At 71.2% G+C, this 16,286-nt stretch carries 15 protein-coding genes; 8 read left to right on the top strand and 7 right to left on the bottom strand.

The annotated features are described in order from the left end of the window. Window positions 1–46: 46 nt before the first annotated feature. A complete protein-coding gene (gene trpS / locus ACPA54_RS13740) occupies window positions 47–1,078 on the top strand; it encodes a tryptophan--tRNA ligase (protein ID WP_423529385.1) in 1,032 nt (343 codons plus the stop codon). A 69-nt stretch (window positions 1,079–1,147) separates the two neighbouring features. On the opposite strand, the gene ACPA54_RS13735 is transcribed toward trpS, so the two are convergent. After that, window positions 1,148–1,804, bottom strand: coding sequence for a response regulator (locus ACPA54_RS13735; protein WP_423529383.1), 657 nt, complete (start codon window positions 1,802–1,804; stop codon window positions 1,148–1,150). Window positions 1,805–2,200: 396 nt separating this feature from the next. Between ACPA54_RS13735 and pdhA the strand changes: the two genes are divergently transcribed. The 3 genes from pdhA to ACPA54_RS13720 are packed head-to-tail and all read left to right on the top strand — an operon-like array spanning window position 2,201 to window position 5,869. Further along, entirely contained in the window at window positions 2,201–3,451 is a 1,251-nt protein-coding gene (gene pdhA, locus ACPA54_RS13730; protein WP_423529381.1) for a pyruvate dehydrogenase (acetyl-transferring) E1 component subunit alpha, read from the top strand. A 17-nt stretch (window positions 3,452–3,468) separates the two neighbouring features. Beyond that, the gene (locus ACPA54_RS13725) at window positions 3,469–4,437 is read left to right on the top strand and encodes an alpha-ketoacid dehydrogenase subunit beta (RefSeq protein WP_423529854.1); all 969 of its coding nucleotides are present in this window, start codon (window positions 3,469–3,471) and stop codon (window positions 4,435–4,437) included. Window positions 4,438–4,450: 13 nt separating this feature from the next. Next, entirely contained in the window at window positions 4,451–5,869 is a 1,419-nt protein-coding gene (locus tag ACPA54_RS13720; protein ID WP_423529379.1) for a dihydrolipoamide acetyltransferase family protein, read from the top strand. A 75-nt stretch (window positions 5,870–5,944) separates the two neighbouring features. Here ACPA54_RS13720 and ACPA54_RS13715 read toward each other — a convergent pair whose 3' ends face one another. Both ACPA54_RS13715 and ACPA54_RS13710 read right to left on the bottom strand, forming a co-directional pair. Further along, window positions 5,945–6,445: a hypothetical protein gene (locus ACPA54_RS13715; RefSeq protein ID WP_423529377.1), complete on the bottom strand. Its 501-nt coding sequence runs from the start codon at window positions 6,443–6,445 to the stop codon at window positions 5,945–5,947. A 99-nt stretch (window positions 6,446–6,544) separates the two neighbouring features. Next, on the bottom strand, window positions 6,545–7,372 hold the full coding sequence (locus ACPA54_RS13710; RefSeq protein WP_423529375.1) for a maleylpyruvate isomerase family mycothiol-dependent enzyme: 828 nt from the start codon (window positions 7,370–7,372) through the stop codon (window positions 6,545–6,547). Window positions 7,373–7,540: 168 nt separating this feature from the next. Here ACPA54_RS13710 and ACPA54_RS13705 point away from each other — a divergent pair, with 168 nt between their 5' ends. Both ACPA54_RS13705 and ACPA54_RS13700 read left to right on the top strand, forming a co-directional pair. Continuing rightward, entirely contained in the window at window positions 7,541–8,317 is a 777-nt protein-coding gene (locus ACPA54_RS13705; RefSeq protein ID WP_423529373.1) for a carbon-nitrogen family hydrolase, read from the top strand. A 91-nt stretch (window positions 8,318–8,408) separates the two neighbouring features. After that, window positions 8,409–10,277, top strand: a complete 1,869-nt coding sequence (locus ACPA54_RS13700) for an NHL domain-containing thioredoxin family protein (protein WP_423529371.1) — start codon at window positions 8,409–8,411, stop codon at window positions 10,275–10,277. Between the two features lie 25 nt (window positions 10,278–10,302). Here the strand turns inward: ACPA54_RS13700 and ACPA54_RS13695 are convergent, their stop codons facing one another. Further along, the gene (locus ACPA54_RS13695) at window positions 10,303–11,592 is read right to left on the bottom strand and encodes a M18 family aminopeptidase (protein WP_423529369.1); all 1,290 of its coding nucleotides are present in this window, start codon (window positions 11,590–11,592) and stop codon (window positions 10,303–10,305) included. Window positions 11,593–11,757: 165 nt separating this feature from the next. Beyond that, window positions 11,758–13,590, bottom strand: a complete 1,833-nt coding sequence (locus ACPA54_RS13690; RefSeq protein WP_423529367.1) for an acyl-CoA dehydrogenase — start codon at window positions 13,588–13,590, stop codon at window positions 11,758–11,760. A 130-nt stretch (window positions 13,591–13,720) separates the two neighbouring features. Between ACPA54_RS13690 and ACPA54_RS13685 the strand changes: the two genes are divergently transcribed. Further along, window positions 13,721–14,119 (top strand): SseB family protein, encoded by a 399-nt coding sequence (locus ACPA54_RS13685; RefSeq protein WP_345674082.1) that lies wholly within the window; start codon window positions 13,721–13,723, stop codon window positions 14,117–14,119. Window positions 14,120–14,312: 193 nt separating this feature from the next. Then, entirely contained in the window at window positions 14,313–15,164 is an 852-nt protein-coding gene (locus ACPA54_RS13680; RefSeq protein ID WP_423529366.1) for a helix-turn-helix domain-containing protein, read from the top strand. Window positions 15,165–15,388: 224 nt separating this feature from the next. Here the strand turns inward: ACPA54_RS13680 and ACPA54_RS13675 are convergent, their stop codons facing one another. Together ACPA54_RS13675 and ACPA54_RS13670 are read right to left on the bottom strand one after the other, a co-directional pair. Further along, window positions 15,389–15,577, bottom strand: coding sequence for a DUF397 domain-containing protein (locus tag ACPA54_RS13675; RefSeq protein ID WP_423529364.1), 189 nt, complete (start codon window positions 15,575–15,577; stop codon window positions 15,389–15,391). A gap of 249 nt (window positions 15,578–15,826) precedes the next feature. Next, complete coding sequence (locus ACPA54_RS13670; protein ID WP_423529362.1) at window positions 15,827–16,006, bottom strand: DUF397 domain-containing protein; 180 nt, start codon at window positions 16,004–16,006, stop codon at window positions 15,827–15,829. Window positions 16,007–16,286: the final 280 nt, after the last annotated feature.

The raw sequence follows: 16,286 nt of genomic DNA, 5'->3' as shown, positions 1-16,286 counted from the left end.
CCTTGCGGCAGTGCCCACCCAGCCGACAGATACCGGAGCACCCGCCATGACCCTCGTCACCTCCGCCGCAGCCGACACCGCCGTCCCCACGCCCACCCCGCGGCGCATGCTCACCGGCGACCGCCCCACCGGACGCCTGCACCTCGGCCACTACTTCGGCACGCTGCACAACCGGGTCCGCCTGCAGGACGCCGGTGTCGAGACGTTCCTGATCATCGCCGACTACCAGGTCCTCACCGACCGCGACGTCGCCGAGCATCTGGCCGAGCACGTCGAGGACCTCGTGCTCGACTACCTCGCCGCCGGCATCGACCCCGCCCGCACGACCGTCTTCACGCACAGCGCGGTGCCCGCGCTCAACCAGCTCCTGCTGCCGTTCCTCAGCCTGGTCTCGGTCGCCGAGCTGCAGCGGAATCCGACGGTCAAGGACGAGATCGCGCACTCGCGCCAATCCACCGTCAGCGGGCTCATGTTCACCTATCCCGCGCACCAGGCCGCGGACATCCTGTTCTGCAAAGCGGACGTCGTCCCGGTGGGCCAGGACCAGTTGCCGCACCTCGAAGTCACCCGCACGATCGCCCGCCGCTTCAACGACCGCTACGGCCGGGTGTTCCCCGAACCCGAAGCGCTGCTGTCCGCCGCGCCGCTCGTCCTCGGCACCGACGGCACGAAAATGAGCAAGTCCCGCGGCAACGCCATCGCGCTGAGCGCCACCGCCGACGAGACCGCCAAGCTCATTCGCCGCGCCACCACCGACGCCGACCGCACCATCACCTACGACCCCGACCGCCGCCCCGGCGTCTCCGGGCTGCTCCTCCTCGCCGCGCACTGCCTCGGCCGCGCCCCCGAGGACATCGCCGCGGAGATCGGCGACGCCGGGGCCGCGCGCCTCAAAGCGCTGGTCACCGAAGCCGTCAACGAGCATTTCGCGCCACTGCGCGCCCGCCGCGCCGAACTGGCGCGGGACCGCGCGTACCTCCACGGCATCCTCCGCGAGGGCAACGCCCGCGCCAACGAGATCGCCGACCGGACGCTCCGCGAGGTCCGCACCGCGATGGGCATGGACTACGGCGTCTGAAGGCGACCATCGGGCGGCGGCGTCACGCCCGACCCCTACACGCCGCCGCCCGTGACAAGCACCACGGCGCTACCGGCGATTTTCGGCCTTCGTCCGCGCCACATAAGCCGCCGCCTGTGTCCGCCGTTCCATCCCCAGCTTCGCCAGCAGGCTCGACACGTAGTTCTTCACCGTCTTCTCGGCCAGGTGCAGTTCCCCGCCGATCTGCCGGTTCGTCATACCCTCGCCGATCAAGTCGAGGATCTTGCGCTCCTGCTCGCTGAGCGAAGCGAGCCGGTCGTCCTGCTTCCCGCCGCCGCGCAGCCGTTCCAGGACGCGCGCGGTCGCCACCGGGTCGAGCAGCGACTTGCCGGCCGCGACGTCCCGCACCGCGCCGACCAGGTCCGAGCCGCGGATGTCCTTGAGCACATAGCCCGCCGCCCCGGCCATGATCGCGTCGAACAGCGCCTCGTCGTCGGAGAACGACGTCAGCATCAGGCAGCGCACGTCCGGCATCGTCGACCGGATCTCCCGGCACACCTCGACCCCGCTGCCGTCCGGCAGCCGCACGTCCAGGACCGCGATCTGCGGGCGGGTGGCCGGAATTCGCACGAGTGCTTCCGCGGCCGTCCCGGCTTCGCCGACGACCTCGATGTCGTCTTCCAGGGAGAGCAGCTCGAAAACACCCCGGCGGACCACTTCGTGATCGTCGAGAAGAAACACCCGGATGGTTCCATGTTCAGTCACTTGTCCAGATTCGCACGAGAACCCGGACGATGCCCGCACCCGCCTCGCCCCGGGCTCGGCCGGGCCCCGCGACACGGCCGCGAAACGCCCGCTGAGCAGGGCCTCGGCAAGCCGGGGCGGCCCGTCGCGGGGCGCCGCGGAACGATCTTCCGGCGGGTTGTTGTCGACGTCCGACAAACGCGATCCGACTTCTCCGGGTGGTTGCCGCTATCAGCGGCACCGACCGACGGGTAACGTTCCCGTGTGCAGCCTCCGGGGCATTCCGGAGACAGCACACCTGTGCGCAGGTGCCAACCCGGATTTACTCGGGAATTCCTAGGACATCCTAGTTTCGGGGGCCGCTCCGCGGCCCGCGGATGATGTTTCGGGAAGTAAGCCACCCTGTCGTGGCCCGGTATGTCGCGCACACCCCGCGCGGAAACCGGACCCGGCAAGCCGGATTCGGTCCACGGCGATCCCGCGGGCCGGACAGACCGAGGAGTGAACGTGGCAGTGGACCATGCGGGAGGGCCGCTTTCGGGCGCCGACCTCTCCGATCCGGCCCCCGGCCAGGTGCCGGGGCTCGTCCAACTGCTCACCCCCGAGGGTGAGCGGGTGGAGCACCCGGACTGGTCGATCGACCTCACCGACGAGGAATACCGCGGTTTGTACCGCGACCTCGTCCTCGTCCGGCGCTTCGACGCCGAAGCGACCGCCTTGCAGCGGCAAGGCGAGCTGGGCCTGTGGGCCTCGCTGCTCGGCCAGGAGGCCGCGCAGGTCGGCTCGGGCCGCGCGCTGACCGGCGCGGACTACGCCTTTCCCACCTACCGCGAGCACGGCGTCGCCTGGTGCCGCGGCGTCGACCCGCTCAACCTGCTCGGCATGTTCCGCGGCGTGAACAACGGCGGCTGGGACCCGGGCGGCAACAATTTCCACCTCTACACCATCGTGATCGGCGCGCAGGCATTGCACGCGGTCGGATATGCGATGGGCCTGCAGCGTTCCGGCACCGACGGCGCGGTGATCGCATATTTCGGCGACGGCGCGTCCAGCCAGGGCGATGTCAGCGAGGCGTTCACCTTCGCCGCCGTCTTCAATGCGCCCGTGGTCTTCTTCTGCCAGAACAACCAATGGGCGATTTCCGAGCCCACCGAACGCCAGATGCGTGTTCCGCTGTACCAGCGCGCCGCCGGATTCGGATTTCCCGGCGTCCGCGTCGACGGCAACGACGTCCTCGCCTGCCTGGCGGTGTCCCGCGGCGCCCTCGCCCGGGCCCGGCGCGGCGAGGGCCCGATGCTGATCGAAGCCTTCACCTACCGCATGGGCGCGCACACCACGTCGGACGACCCGACCCGGTACCGCCTCGCCGCGGAACTCGAGGCGTGGAAGCTCAAGGACCCGATCGAGCGGCTCAAGGCGTTCCTGCACAAGAACGACCTGGCCGACGCCGAGTTTTTCGCCGACCTCGAACGGGAAAGCGACGAGCTTGCCAAGCGGGTCCGGCAGGGCGTCCGCACGATGCCCGATCCCGACCCGGTCTCGATGTTCGACCACGCCTATGCGGAACCCCACCCGCTGGTCGACGAGGAACGCGCCGAATTCACGGCATACCACGCGTCGTTCTCCGACCACGGCGCCGGCGCGCACGGCGAGGAGGGCGCCCGATGAGCGATCAGCCCAAGCAGATGACCATGGCGCAGGCGCTCAATGCGGGGCTGCGCCGCGCGTTGGAGGACGACCCGAAGGTCCTGATCATGGGGGAGGACGTCGGCAAGCTCGGCGGCGTCTTCCGGATCACCGACGGCCTGCAGAAGGACTTCGGCGAGGACCGCGTGGTCGATACGCCGCTCGCCGAGTCGGGCATCCTCGGCACCGCGATCGGGCTCGCGCTGGCCGGCTACCGGCCGGTCGCGGAGATCCAGTTCGACGGGTTCGTGTACCCGGCGTACGACCAGATCGTGTCCCAGCTCGCCAAGATGCACGCGCGAGCCCTCGGCCACGTGAAGGTGCCGGTCGTGGTGCGGATCCCGTTCGGCGGCGGCATCGGCGCGGTGGAGCACCACAGCGAGTCGCCCGAGGCGTACTTCGCGCACACCGCGGGCCTGCGCGTGGTGTCGCCGTCCAACCCGGTCGACGCGTACTGGATGATCCAGCAGGCCGTCACGTCCGACGACCCGGTGATCTTCCTCGAACCCAAGCGCCGCTACTGGACGAAGGCCGCGGTCGACCCGGCCGCGTCGCCGGACCCGCTGTTCAGCGCACGCGTCGTGCGGCCGGGCCGGGACTGCACGGTGGTCGCGTACGGCCCGATGGTGCAGACCTGCCTGGACGCCGCGTCGGCTGCCGCGTCCGACGACGGCCGGGACCTGGAGGTCATCGACCTCCGGTCGGTCTCGCCGATCGACTTCCCGGTCATCGAGGAGTCGGTCCGCCGCACCGGGCGCCTGGTCGTCGTGCACGAGGCACCGACCTACCTCGGTGTCGGCTCGGAGATCGCCGCGCGCATCAGCGAACGCTGCTTCTACCACCTCGAAGCGCCCGTGCTGCGGGTCGGCGGCTACCACACGCCGTATCCGCCGTCCCGGGTCGAGGAGGAATACCTGCCGGACCTGGACCGCGTCCTCGACGCCGTCGACCGCTCGCTGGCCTGGTAGGGGAGGTCCGGATATGGCAGTGCAGACATTCGTGATGCCCGACGTCGGCGAGGGCCTGCTGGAAGCCGACATCGTCACGTGGCAGGTCGCGGTCGGCGACACCGTGCACGACGGCCAGGTCATCGTCGAGGTGGAGACCGCCAAGGCGCTCGTCGAACTCCCCTGCCCGTTCGACGGCGTGGTCACCGAACTCCTCGCCGGCGAAGGCGAGACGGTCGAGGTCGGCGCGCCGATCATCACCGTCGAGGTCGCCGGCGGCGGCGCGGACACCGCGCCGGAACAGCCCGCCGCCGCGGCCGCCCCGGCAGCGGGCACCAACGGCAACGGAAACGGCAACGGAAACGGCAACGGAAACGGCAACGGCGGCGGTGACGCGGCTTCGCCCGGCTCCGGCCGCGAAGCGGTGCTCGTCGGCTACGGCGTCCGCCAGTCCAGCGCGCACCGCAGGCCGCGGAACAAGCCCGCGGGACCGACGCCCGCCGCGCGTCCGGCAGCCCCCGCGCCCGCCGCACCCGCGCCCCGCCCCGCGGTGCCGGCCGCGCAGGGAGCGGCCGCCGCCGGCCCCGGCAGTGTGCTGGTGCTGGCCAAGCCGCCGGTCCGCAAGCTCGCCAAGGACCTCGGGATCGACCTCGGCCGGCTGACCCCCACGGGGCCGGGCGGCGTGGTCACCCGGGACGACGTGTATGCGGCCGCGGAAACCTCCGCGGCCCCGGCCTCGGCGGTTGCGGAAGGCGGCGAACGCCGGATCCCGGTCAAGGGCGTCCGCAAGGCCACCGCGCAGGCGATGGTCGCCAGCGCGTTCACCGCCCCGCACGTCACCGAGTGGGTGCAGGTCGACGTCACGCGCAGCGTCAAGCTGGTCGGAAAGCTGCGCAAGCTGCCGGAGTTCGCGGACGTCAAGGTCTCGCCCCTGCTGCTGGTCGCGAAGGCCCTGCTCGCCGCGGTGCGGCGCAACCCCGACGTCAACGCGTCGTGGGACGAGCCGAACCAGGAGATCGTCCTCAAGGACCGGGTCAACCTCGGCATCGCCGCGGCCACCCCGCGCGGACTGCTCGTGCCCAACATCAAGGACGCGGGCGCGCTCCCGCTGCTCGGCCTGGCCCGCGCCCTGGGCGAGCTGACCGCGACCGCGCGCGCCGGGAAGACCGCACCCGCGGACCTCTCCGGCGGCACCATCACCATCACCAACGTCGGCGTCTTCGGCATCGACGGCGGCACGCCGATCCTCAACCCGGGGGAGGCGGCCATCCTCGCGGCCGGTGCCATCCGCGAAATGCCGTGGGTGCACAAGCACAAGGTCAGACCGCGGCACGTCATGACGCTGGCGCTGTCCTTCGACCACCGGCTCGTCGACGGCGAACTCGGCTCCAAGGTCCTCGCCGACACCGCAGCCGCACTGGAACGGCCGGAACGGCTCATCGCCTGGGGCTGATCCGGCATTGGTTGCAGCCGAGGGGCGGTCCCGTCGGGGCCGCCCCTCGGTCGTCCCGCGTCCCGAATCGACCCGCTAACGCGGCACGTTGTAGACGAGCATCGCGCAACTGTCGTGCGCGTCCGCGACGGTGTCGCAGCCGTCGACGCCGCCGGTGTTCACCTGGTCCACCGCGACCACCCGCATGAACGTGCGGATCTGCGCGGCCTCGCCGCCGCCCGGCCGCACGGTGTACGTGAAGCTCGTCATCCTCCCCGTCGGCAGGTCGCCGACCTGGAAGAACCGGCGCGCGCCCGGTACGCACGGGCCCACGCCCTGCGGGCCGTCCGCCGAGCACGTGCGGGTGACCGCGCGGAGCACCAGCCCGGTCGCGGTACCCGGACCCGTGTTGCGGACCCTGACGTCGTACAGCGCGCCGCCGTCGTCGAGCAGCGGCCCGTCCGCGTCCACCACGATCCGTACGGTCGCCTCAGCCTCCGCCCCGTGGGCGGTGTCGGGCCCGTCGAACGCCAGTGCGGCCAGCGGCGGCAGCACGGCAAGCCCGGTCAGTGCGGCGAGCGCGGTGCGGCGGCGCATGGCGGAGGTCCCTTCCCCGCCCCGGCCGTCGTGGCGGTCGCGGGCGAAGGTGCCCCCGGCCGCCGCGCCGGAAACCGCCGCGGCGAACCGGCCCGCGGGCTACAGCGTGACGGCCATCTGCGCGAGGATCAGGTCGGCCGCGCGCCGGTCCCCGTCGACCTTCACGTCCGCGTGCTGCGGCCGGATCCGCCCGCACATCAGCCGCGCGAACGTCTCCCAGTCGGTCGAGAACCGCACCAGTGGCGCCAGCGGCACCTGCCCGTCCAACGTGGCCTTGCCGCCCGGCTGCACGGTGACCGTACGCATGAACTCCAGCGGCCCGTGCACGTCGAACACCACCGCGTTGCCCGCCGGAATCTTGGCGTCCTCGGCGACGACCAGCGGCAGTTGGCGCAGCAGGAAGTCCCGGGAGATCTGCGCGGCGGGCGAGTCGAGGTTGCCCGGCAGTCCGGTCGCCCGGCGGATGTCCTGCTCGTGCGCCCACACGTCGAACGCGCGCGACCGCAGCAGATGGCGGTACGGGGTGCTGCGGCCCATCATGCCGCGCACCTCGGTCTCCGGCGCCGTCTCGCTGTCCCGCAGCATGCGCAGGCGGCGCATGAGGACGTACGACAGCTCGCCGGTCATCTCCGCCGCGGTGTGGCAGCGGCGCACGTCCACCGGGATCTCGCAGTAGCGGCTGAACTCGTCGCCGGGCCGCACGTGCGCCAAGTCGCTCGGCAGGGTGTGGATCGGCCGGGGATCCCCGAGCAGCTCCAGTTCGACGCCGATGACGTGCGACACGACGTCGCGGATCGACCAGCCGGGGCATTCCGTCGCCCGGTTCCACTGGCCTTCCGTCAGCCCGGAGACGACGTCGGAAAGAGAGCGTATGGATTGCTCCCACGCTTCGACCAGATATCCCAGGTCTTGGGGATCATTGCTCACGGGTGACCTCTGTGTCGACGCTGCGTCGGCCCGTCCGGACCGGGGTCCTGGCAGGCACGTTACGCTGCGAAGGGGCCTGGCGGAGCGGGTTCGCGCGAAGCGGACCGCCTTCCGCCGCGCCGTGCGGGGGTTGCTCGGAGGAACGTTCGACGGGAAGTGGTGGTCTGCATGCGGGTTTCGCTGATTCAGCTCGAAGTCGACCTTGCCGAGCCCGCGGAAAGCCGCCTCGCCGAAGCCGCCGGTCAGGTCCGCGCCCGCACGGGCGACCACCTCGTCGTGCTGCCCGAACTCTGGCTGCCCGGCGGCTGGGACTACGCCCGCTGGGACGCCGACGCGGAAGACCTCGACGGCCCCACCGCGCAGGCCATGTCCGCCGCGGCCCGCGACGCCGGCGTGTGGCTGCACGCGGGCAGCATCGTGGAGCGCGGCCCGGAAGGCGCGCACTACAACACGTCGCTGCTGTTCGGCCCGGACGGCGTCCGCCGTGCGGCGTACCGCAAGATCCACCGCTTCGGCTTCGACAGCGGCGAGGCCGCGCTCATGGGCCCCGGCACCGACCTGGTGACCTGCCCCACGCCGTACGGCACCCTCGGCCTCGCGACCTGTTACGACCTGCGCTTCCCGGAGATGTTCCGGCTGCTCCTCGACCAGGGCACCGAAGTCCTCGTCATTCCGGCCGCGTGGCCGGCCCGCCGGGTCGAGCACTGGCGGCTGCTGGCCCGCGCCCGCGCCGTCGAGAACCAGGTCTTCGTCCTGGCCTGCAACACCGCCGGCACCCAGGCGGACATGCCGCAGGGCGGGCACAGCATGGTCGTCGACCCGTGGGGCGAGATCGTCGCCGAAGCGGGCGCCGGGGGCCAGGTGCTGACCGCCGAGATCGACACCGCGCTGGTGGCCAAGACCCGCGCCGATTTCCCGGTGCTCAAGGACCGCCGCCTCGGCTGAGCCGCCCCTGGACCGCCCCGTCGCGGGCACCCCCGCGCGCCCGCGACGTCGTTGCCCCGATTCCGGCGATCCAGGTGTTTGACTTGGGATCATGACCGAGTCGACGCGCCGCGCCCGCGTCCGCGCTCCCGAACTGGTCGGGGCCGGAGGCTGGATCAACACCGGAGGCAAGAGCCCCACCCTGGCCGGCCTGCGCGGCAAGATCGTCCTCCTGGATTTCTGGACCTTCTGCTGCGTGAACTGCCTCCACGTGCTCGACGAGCTGCGTGCGCTGGAGGAGAAGTACCGCGACGTCCTCGTGGTCGTCGGCGTGCACTCGCCCAAGTTCGCGCACGAGACCGAGCACGAGGCGGTCCGCGCCGCCGTCGAGCGCCACGAGATCCACCACGCCGTCCTCGACGACCCCGACATGGCCACCTGGCGGCAGTACGCCGTGCGGGCCTGGCCCACCCTCGTGGTCGTCGACCCGGAGGGCTACGTCGTCGCCCAGCTCGCCGGCGAAGGCCACGCCCACGCGATCGACGCGCTGGTCGCCGAACTCGTCAGCGAGCACGAGGACAAACGCACCCTGCACCGCGGCGACGGCCCTTACATCCCCGCCGAACCCCCGCACACCGACCTGCGGTTCCCCGGCAAGGTGCTGCGGCTGCCGTCCGGCACGCTGCTGGCGTCCGACGCGGGCCACCACTCGCTCGTGGAACTCGCCGACGACGGCGTCACCGTCCTGCGCCGCATCGGCAGCGGCCGCCGCGGCCTGGTCGACGGCGGCCCCCGGCACGCGAGCTTCGCCGAACCGCAGGGCGTCGCCCTGCTCCCCGCCGAAGTCGCCGCGCACGTCGGCTACGACATCGTCGTCGCGGACACCGCCAACCACGCCCTGCGCGGCGTCTCCCTGGCCACCGGCACGGTCCGCACGGTCGCCGGGACCGGCCGCCAGTGGTGGCAGGGCGCCGCGACGTCCGGCGGCGCCCGCGAAGTCGACCTGTCGAGCCCGTGGGACGTCGCCTGGTTCGGCGGCCGCGTCGTGGTCGCGATGGCGGGCGTGCACCAGCTGTGGGAGTTCGACCCGGTCGGCGAGGCGGTCGACGTCCTGGCCGGCACGACGAACGAAGGCCTGGAGGACGGGCCCGTCGAGACCGCCTGGTTCGCCCAGCCGTCCGGGCTGGCCGTGTCGCCCGACGGGCACACCCTGTGGATCGCCGACGCCGAGACGTCCGCGCTGCGCGCGCTGACCGACGGCGAAGTACGCACCGCCGTGGGCGAAGGCCTGTTCGACTTCGGGCTGCGCGACGGCGACGCCCGGCACGCGCTCTTCCAGCACCCGCTGGGCGTCACGGTGCTGCCCGACGGCTCGGTGGCGGTGTCGGACACGTACAACCAGGCGCTGCGCCGCTACGACCCGCGCACCGGCAAGGTGACCACGCTCGCGACGGGGCTGCGCGAACCGGCGGACGCGGTGGTGGTCGCCGACGACGACGGCGTGTACGTGATGGTCGCCGAATCGGCGGGCCACCGCCTGACCCGGATCCGGATCCCGGACGAGGCGCTCACGGTGCCCGAGGAAGCCCACCGGACCCGCCGCCCGCCGGTCGAACTGGCACCCGGCTCCCTGGCGTTGACCGTGGTGTTCGACGCGCCGCCGGGGCAGAAGCTGGACGACCGCTACGGGCCCGCCACGCGCCTGGTGGTCGAGGGCAGTCCCCCGGAGCTGCTGACGGCCGGAGAGGGCGCCGGAACCGACCTCACGCGGGCGCTGGTGCTCGACGCCGCGGTGGGCGAGGGCGTGCTGCACGTGTCCGCGATGGCGGCGTCGTGCGATGCGGTGGGGGCGGACGGGAAGCCGGTGGAGTACCCGGCGTGCCATGTGCACCAGCAGGACTGGGGCGTGCCGATCCGGGTGACCGCGGAGGGCGCGGCGGAGCTGCGGCTGGTCCTGGCCGGCATCGACACCGGGCACTGAGCGCACCGGCCGGGACCGCGCGCCGTCAGCTCTCCAGCAGCGCCGTCACCGCCGACGCCAGCAGGTACGGGTCCGACGCCCCGCACAGCTCCCGCGCCGAGTGCATCGACAGCTGCGCCACACCCACGTCCACCGTTTCGATGCCGAGCCGCGTCGCGGTGATCGGCCCGATCGTCGACCCGCACGGGATCGAGTTGCGGCTCACGAACGTCTGCCACGGCACGCCCGCCCGTGCGCAGGCCGCCGCCCACGCGGCCCGGCCGCCCGCGTCCGTCGCGTACCGCTGGTTGGCGTTGACCTTGAGGATCGGCCCGCCGTTCGGCACCGGGTGGTGGTCCGGGTCGTGCCGCTCCGGGTAGTTCGGGTGCACCGCGTGCCCGGCGTCGCTGGACACGAACAGCGAGTCGGCGAACGCCCGCGCCTGCTCGTCCCACGCGCCGCCGCCGACGATCCGGCGCAGCGTGTTCTCCAGCAGCGGCCCGGCCGCGCCGGTCGTCGACGCGCTGCCGATCTCCTCGTGGTCGAACGCCGCGAGCATCGGGATGTGCCGGAGGTCCGGTGCCTGCGCCGCGGCGAGCAGCGCGGCCAGTCCGGCGTGTACGGACAGCAGGTTGTCCAGCCGCGGCGAGGCGAGGAGTTCGCGGTCGCGGCCGAGGTAGGCGGGCGGCTGCACGTCGTGCACCATCAGGTCCCACCCGGCGACGTCCCCGGCGACCAGCCCGGCTTCCTTCGCGACGAAGTCGATCAGCGCGCCTTCCGCGACGTCGCCGAGCCCCCACACGGGGGTCATGTGCTGCTGCTTGTCGAGCGTCAGGCCCTCGTTGACCGCGCGGTCGAGGTGGATCGCGAGCTGCGGCACGCGCAGCAGCGGCCGGTCGACGAACACCAGGTGCTCGGTGCCGTCGCGCAGGACGAGGCGCCCGGACAGGCCGAGGTCGCGGTCGAGCCAGGTGTTGAGGAGCGTGCCGCCGTACAGCTCCACGGCGACCTGGCGCCAGCCGAACCGGCCCGTGTCGGGGCGCGGCTTGACCCGCAGGTTCGGCGAGTCGGTGTGGGCGCCGACGATGCGGAACCCGGCGGCTTCCGGGGCGTTCTCCGGCACGTACCAGGCGATGACCGCGCCGCCGCGGCGCACGTAGCGCCCGCCCGGGCCGCCCTCCCACCGGTCGGTCTCGGCGACGCGCCGGAACCCGGCGGTGTCCAGGCGCTCGGCGACGTTCGCGGCCGCGTGGTACGGCGAGGGGCTCGCCGCGACGAAGGCCATCAGGTCGTCGGTGTGCGCGCGGTCGAACCGGTGTCCGAGCGGAGATGTCATGGTGCTCCCGTCCAGGGCCGGTACCGGCCGCGGAGATCGTGTCCAGGCTTGCTGCGAGCGTACGCCGCGCCGCCTCCGACCGGGGTGCGCGGCGCTGCGGGACGGCCGAGGGCCCGGCCGTTCCCGGCCGGGCCCTCGGTTTCCGTCACGTGCGACGGCGGCTGCTCAGAACGCCGCTTCCGGCAGCTCCATCAGCGCGTTGTCGGTCTGCTCGACCATCACCCGCTGCGGCGTGAGCAGCGGCAGCACGTTGTGCGCGAAGTGCTTCGCCGCGGCGACCTTGCCCTGGTAGAACGCCTTGTCGCGGGCGTTCGCGCCGTCCGCCTTGGCCAGTGCGACGGCGGCCTGGCGCAGCAGCAGCCACGACACGACCAGGTCGCCCGAGGCGAGCAGCAGGCGGGTCGTGTTCTGGCCGACCTTGTAGATCGACGTGATCTCCTGCTCGGACGCCATGAGCTGGGTGATCATCGCGCCGACCATGCCCTGCACGTCCTCGGCGGCGCGGGCCAGCAGCGCCTTCTCCGCGGCGAGCGCGTCGCCGCCCGCGTCGGAGCCGATGAACTCCTGGATCTCGCCGGCCACCTGGGTCAGCGCCTGGCCCTGGTCGCGGACGATCTTGCGGAAGAAGTAGTCCTGGCCCTGGATCGCCGTGGTGCCCTCGTAGAGGGTGTCGATCTTGGAGTCCCGGATGTACTGCTCGATCGGGTACTCCTGCAGGAAGCCGGAGCCGCCGAAGATCTGCAGCGACTGGGCGAGCTGCTCGTAGGACTTCTCCGAGCCGTAGCCCTTGACGATCGGCAGCAGCAGGTCGTTGACGCGCTCGGCCAGTTCGTCGCGGGTGCCGGCCGCTTCGGCCTGCGCGACGCGGTCCTGCCACGTGGCGGTGTAGAGGACCAGGGCGCGCATGCCTTCGGCGTACGCCTTCTGGGTGAGCAGCGAGCGGCGCACGTCCGGGTGGTGCGTGATGGTGACGCGCGGCGCGGCCTTGTCGGTCATCTGCGCGAGGTCGGCACCCTGCACGCGCTCCTTGGCGTACTCCAGCGCGTTGAGGTAGCCGGTGGAGAGGGTGGCGATGGCCTTCGTGCCGACCATCATGCGCGCGTACTCGATGATCTTGAACATCTGGGCGATGCCGTTGTGCACCTCGCCGACGAGCCGGCCGACGGCCGGGACGCCCTCCTTGCCGCCGAAGGTGACCTCGCAGGTCGTGGAGACCTTGAGGCCCATCTTGTGCTCGACGTTGGTGACGAAGGCGCCGTTGCGCTCGCCCGGCTCGCCGGTCTCCAGGTCGAAGTGGAACTTCGGCACGATGAACAGCGACAGGCCCTTGGTGCCGGGGCCGGCGCCTTCGGGGCGGGCCAGCACCAGGTGCACGATGTTCTCGGTGAGGTCCTGGTCGCCGGATGTGATGAAGCGCTTCACGCCCTCGATGTGCCAGGTGCCGTCTTCCTGGCGGACCGCCTTGGTACGGCCGGCGCCGACGTCGGAGCCGGCGTCCGGCTCGGTCAGCACCATCGTCGAACCCCACTGGCGGTCGACCATGTGGGCCGCGATCTTCTTCTGCTCCTCGGTGCCGAGGGCGTGCACGACGTGCGCGAAGTCCGGACCGGCCGCGTACATCCACAGCGCGGGGTTGGCGCCCAGTACCAGCTCGGCGACCGACCAGCGCAGCGACAGCGGGCAGGCGGTGCCGCCCATGTCCTCCGGGAGCGCGAGGCGCCACCACTCGGAGTCCATGTAGGCCTTGTAGCTCTTCTTGAACGACTCGGGCAGCGAGGCGCTGTTCGTCGCGGGGTCGAACACCGGGGGGTTGCGGTCGGCGTCGGCGAAGGAGTCGGCGAGTTCGTTCACGGCCAGCCGCTCGACCTCGGCCAGGATCGACCGCGCGGTGTCGGCGTCCATCTCGGCGAACGGGCCACTTCCGTAGACCTGCTCGCGGCCGAAGACCTCGAAGAGGTTGAACTCGAGGTCGCGGAGATTCGACTTGTAGTGACCCATGGTGTGGCTCCGCCTGTCCGTTTCCGAGTGCCGCGTACTGACTGGTAACCCCATAATCCTACCCGTCGGTAACTTTGGCAATCCCCGACACGCCGCAACCCCCGCCCGGGAGGCGGTAACCTCGTTTCCCGTGTACGGCTACGCGACCGAGGAACCCCAGGTGCGGGCGGAGGGCCCCAACCTGAGCGACGCCGTGCGGGCGTTCGCCACCGGGATGATGAGCGGCGAGGACTTCCAGTCCATCTTCATAGCTTCCAAGGTGTTCTGCCCCCGCGGCGAACGCCCGGGCTTCCTCGCCTTGCACAACACCCCCGAGCCGGTCATCCCGATGTTCTCCTCCCTCAAGGAACTGAAGCGCTACGCCGGCGACGAGTCCCGCCACTTCACCGTGACGGGCGCCGAGGTCCTCGACCTGCTTCCCAACGGCTACGGCTTCGTCCTCGACCTCGACGGCGAGCACCGCGTCATGTTCGACGCCAAGGCCATCGAACAGATGATCAACTTCGCCATGCGCCGGATGTACGGCTGAGGCAGGCCCCCGGGCCCTGTTGCGCGATTGAGACCATCACCAGGTGATTCACTCGCGCGGGCTACGGCAAACCTGCTCCCGTGACCTTTCCTCGTACTAGGCTGACGAGTGGCGGAGTGACATACGGCATTTCGCCGTGTGCAACGTCGTGCCCGCGCATGCGGAGCACTCCCGACAAGGCTGGTGACCTTTGATGCCGGAGTACCTCGACCCGCTCGTGGCCTGGCGTCGCTTGCACCTGGAGCTGCGACGGCTGCGCGAGGTGAAGGGGGACACCCAGCAGCAGGTCGCCGACGCGATGGAGTGGTCGCTCTCGAAGCTGATCCGCATCGAGACCGGGCGCATCCGTATCTCGGTCAACGACCTCCGCGTGCTGACCGGCTACTACGGCCTTCCGGACGACGTCCGCAACGAACTCCTGGCCCTGGCCCGCGACTCCCGGAAGTCGGCGTGGTGGGAGCCGTACCGGGATGTGATCTCGAAGAGCTACGCGGAGTTCATCGCCTTCGAGTCGGTCGCGTCCGTGGTGCGTTGCTTCTCCAGCGTCGTGGTGCCGGGTCTCCTGCAGACCGAAGAGTACGCATGGCAGGTCATGGAGGCCGCGGGCATGCCGGACCAGCTCGCCCGGCGCCTCGTGGAACTGCGGATGAAGCGGCAGGAGATGTGGCGGCAGGCGACTTCGGTCGACACGCGCTTCCTCGTCGACGAGTCGGTGATCCGCCGGGTCGTCGGCGGGCCGGACGTGATGCGTCAGCAGTTGCAGCGCCTGCGGGAGGTCGCCGAACTGCCCAACGTGAGCTTCAAGGTGGTGCCGTACAGCGAAGGCCTCTACCGGCTCCACCGGGTCGGCTATTCGCTGTTCCAATTCCCGGACGACGCGCCCCTGGTCCTGTATCTCGACAACGACTCCAGCGACATGATCACCACCGACGTGGCCGACGAGCGGCCGGTGGCCTACCTGGACACGTACACCGACCTCGACGCGAAGTTCTCGGCCGAGGACGCGACGAAGATCATCGGTGACGCGCTCGCCCGTCTCGGCTGAGCCACCCTCCCCCGCGCCTGCCTCGCGGTCGGATCCCGTTGCGGGGCAAGGGAAACCCCTCGAATCGGATAGACCCACCCCGCCCTCTTGTCAGCAGGTCTGACGTACGGTCCAATTGAACTAAGTCCATATGCCACATGGCAGATGTACGTAGGGCGAACGGCCGGGAGGTGAGGGACATGCGCTCGACAGAGTCCAAGCCGAAAGCGCACGCCCCCGCCTCGTCAGTCGCGGTCGACCGCGGCCAGCATTTCCTTCCACGCGGGCGCGGAGAACGCCAGTACGCCCCTGTCGGGCTGCCGGGAGTCGCGCACGAGGACGCCGTTGTCGCAGCGCGCTTCCAGGCACTCGGTCTTGCTGCCGCTGTACGAACTGCGGTACCAGCTCTTCTTGGTGGTAACGAACTCGGCCACGCTCTCTCCCTTGCCCATGGACATCAGAGGTCGGCCGTAGCGGGGTTCGTGACGCCCTTGGCACGGTTTCCGCAACGGAAGACGGCAACTACCGCTGTAGACAGGAGGATTCCCCCAAACGTCGACGGTTTCCCCACGAAACGAGGGGGAGCAGCGCACGACAGCCCGGTTTTCGGCGGGACGGTTCCCGCGTGTCCGCGCGCCCGGGCCGCCGCGGGGCCCGAGCGCACCCCCTGCCTTGTCAGTGCTCTAGACGCCGAGCAGCAGCCCCTGCCAGGCCGTCGCCGGGAAGGCCAGTACCCCTTTCTCGAGGCCCTGGGAGTCGCGCACGAGAATGCCGTTGTCTCGGCGTACTTCCAGGCAGTTCGTGCCGCCGGCGCTGTGCGAACTCCGGCGCCAGGTCTGTGTGCCGGTGGCGGAATCGGCCACGTTCACTCCTTCGTCCATGGACGTCAGACGGCAGCTGCCGCTGTACACAGGAGGATTTCCGCAGTCACTGACGGGCCCCGCGAAGCGGCGGGGAGCGGCGCATGGCCGCTCGGTTTCCGGCGGAAGGGTTCCCGCGCCGGACACCGCTCACGTAAGCGCGCAAATGGGATCAACGCCTCCCCCTTCGGGCGTCCATCCGCACGGCAAGGGGCGGCTCGCCGACTAGCCCTCGGCGTCCGCCCCAGCCGCCGAACCACCGGAAGCAGCCTTCGCTGCCCGG

Source organism: Uniformispora flossi, assembly GCF_049534875.1.
Taxonomy (GTDB): domain Bacteria; phylum Actinomycetota; class Actinomycetes; order Streptomycetales; family Streptomycetaceae; genus Yinghuangia; species Yinghuangia aomiensis.
This window is presented reverse-complemented; position numbering and strand designations above follow the sequence as displayed.

Excerpts from the sequence above, each read along its gene's own strand:
- trpS (WP_423529385.1), top strand. The coding sequence starts at position 47 with ATGACCCTCGTCACCTCCGCCGCAGCCGACACCGCCGTCCCCACGCCC.
- pdhA (WP_423529381.1), top strand. The coding sequence starts at position 2,201 with ATGTCGCGCACACCCCGCGCGGAAACCGGACCCGGCAAGCCGGATTCG.
- ACPA54_RS13725 (WP_423529854.1), top strand. The coding sequence starts at position 3,469 with ATGACCATGGCGCAGGCGCTCAATGCGGGGCTGCGCCGCGCGTTGGAG.
- ACPA54_RS13720 (WP_423529379.1), top strand. The coding sequence starts at position 4,451 with ATGGCAGTGCAGACATTCGTGATGCCCGACGTCGGCGAGGGCCTGCTG.
- ACPA54_RS13715 (WP_423529377.1), bottom strand. The coding sequence starts at position 6,445 with ATGCGCCGCCGCACCGCGCTCGCCGCACTGACCGGGCTTGCCGTGCTG.
- ACPA54_RS13705 (WP_423529373.1), top strand. The coding sequence starts at position 7,541 with ATGCGGGTTTCGCTGATTCAGCTCGAAGTCGACCTTGCCGAGCCCGCG.
- ACPA54_RS13700 (WP_423529371.1), top strand. The coding sequence starts at position 8,409 with ATGACCGAGTCGACGCGCCGCGCCCGCGTCCGCGCTCCCGAACTGGTC.
- ACPA54_RS13695 (WP_423529369.1), bottom strand. The coding sequence starts at position 11,592 with ATGACATCTCCGCTCGGACACCGGTTCGACCGCGCGCACACCGACGAC.
- ACPA54_RS13690 (WP_423529367.1), bottom strand. The coding sequence starts at position 13,590 with ATGGGTCACTACAAGTCGAATCTCCGCGACCTCGAGTTCAACCTCTTC.
- ACPA54_RS13680 (WP_423529366.1), top strand. The coding sequence starts at position 14,313 with ATGCCGGAGTACCTCGACCCGCTCGTGGCCTGGCGTCGCTTGCACCTG.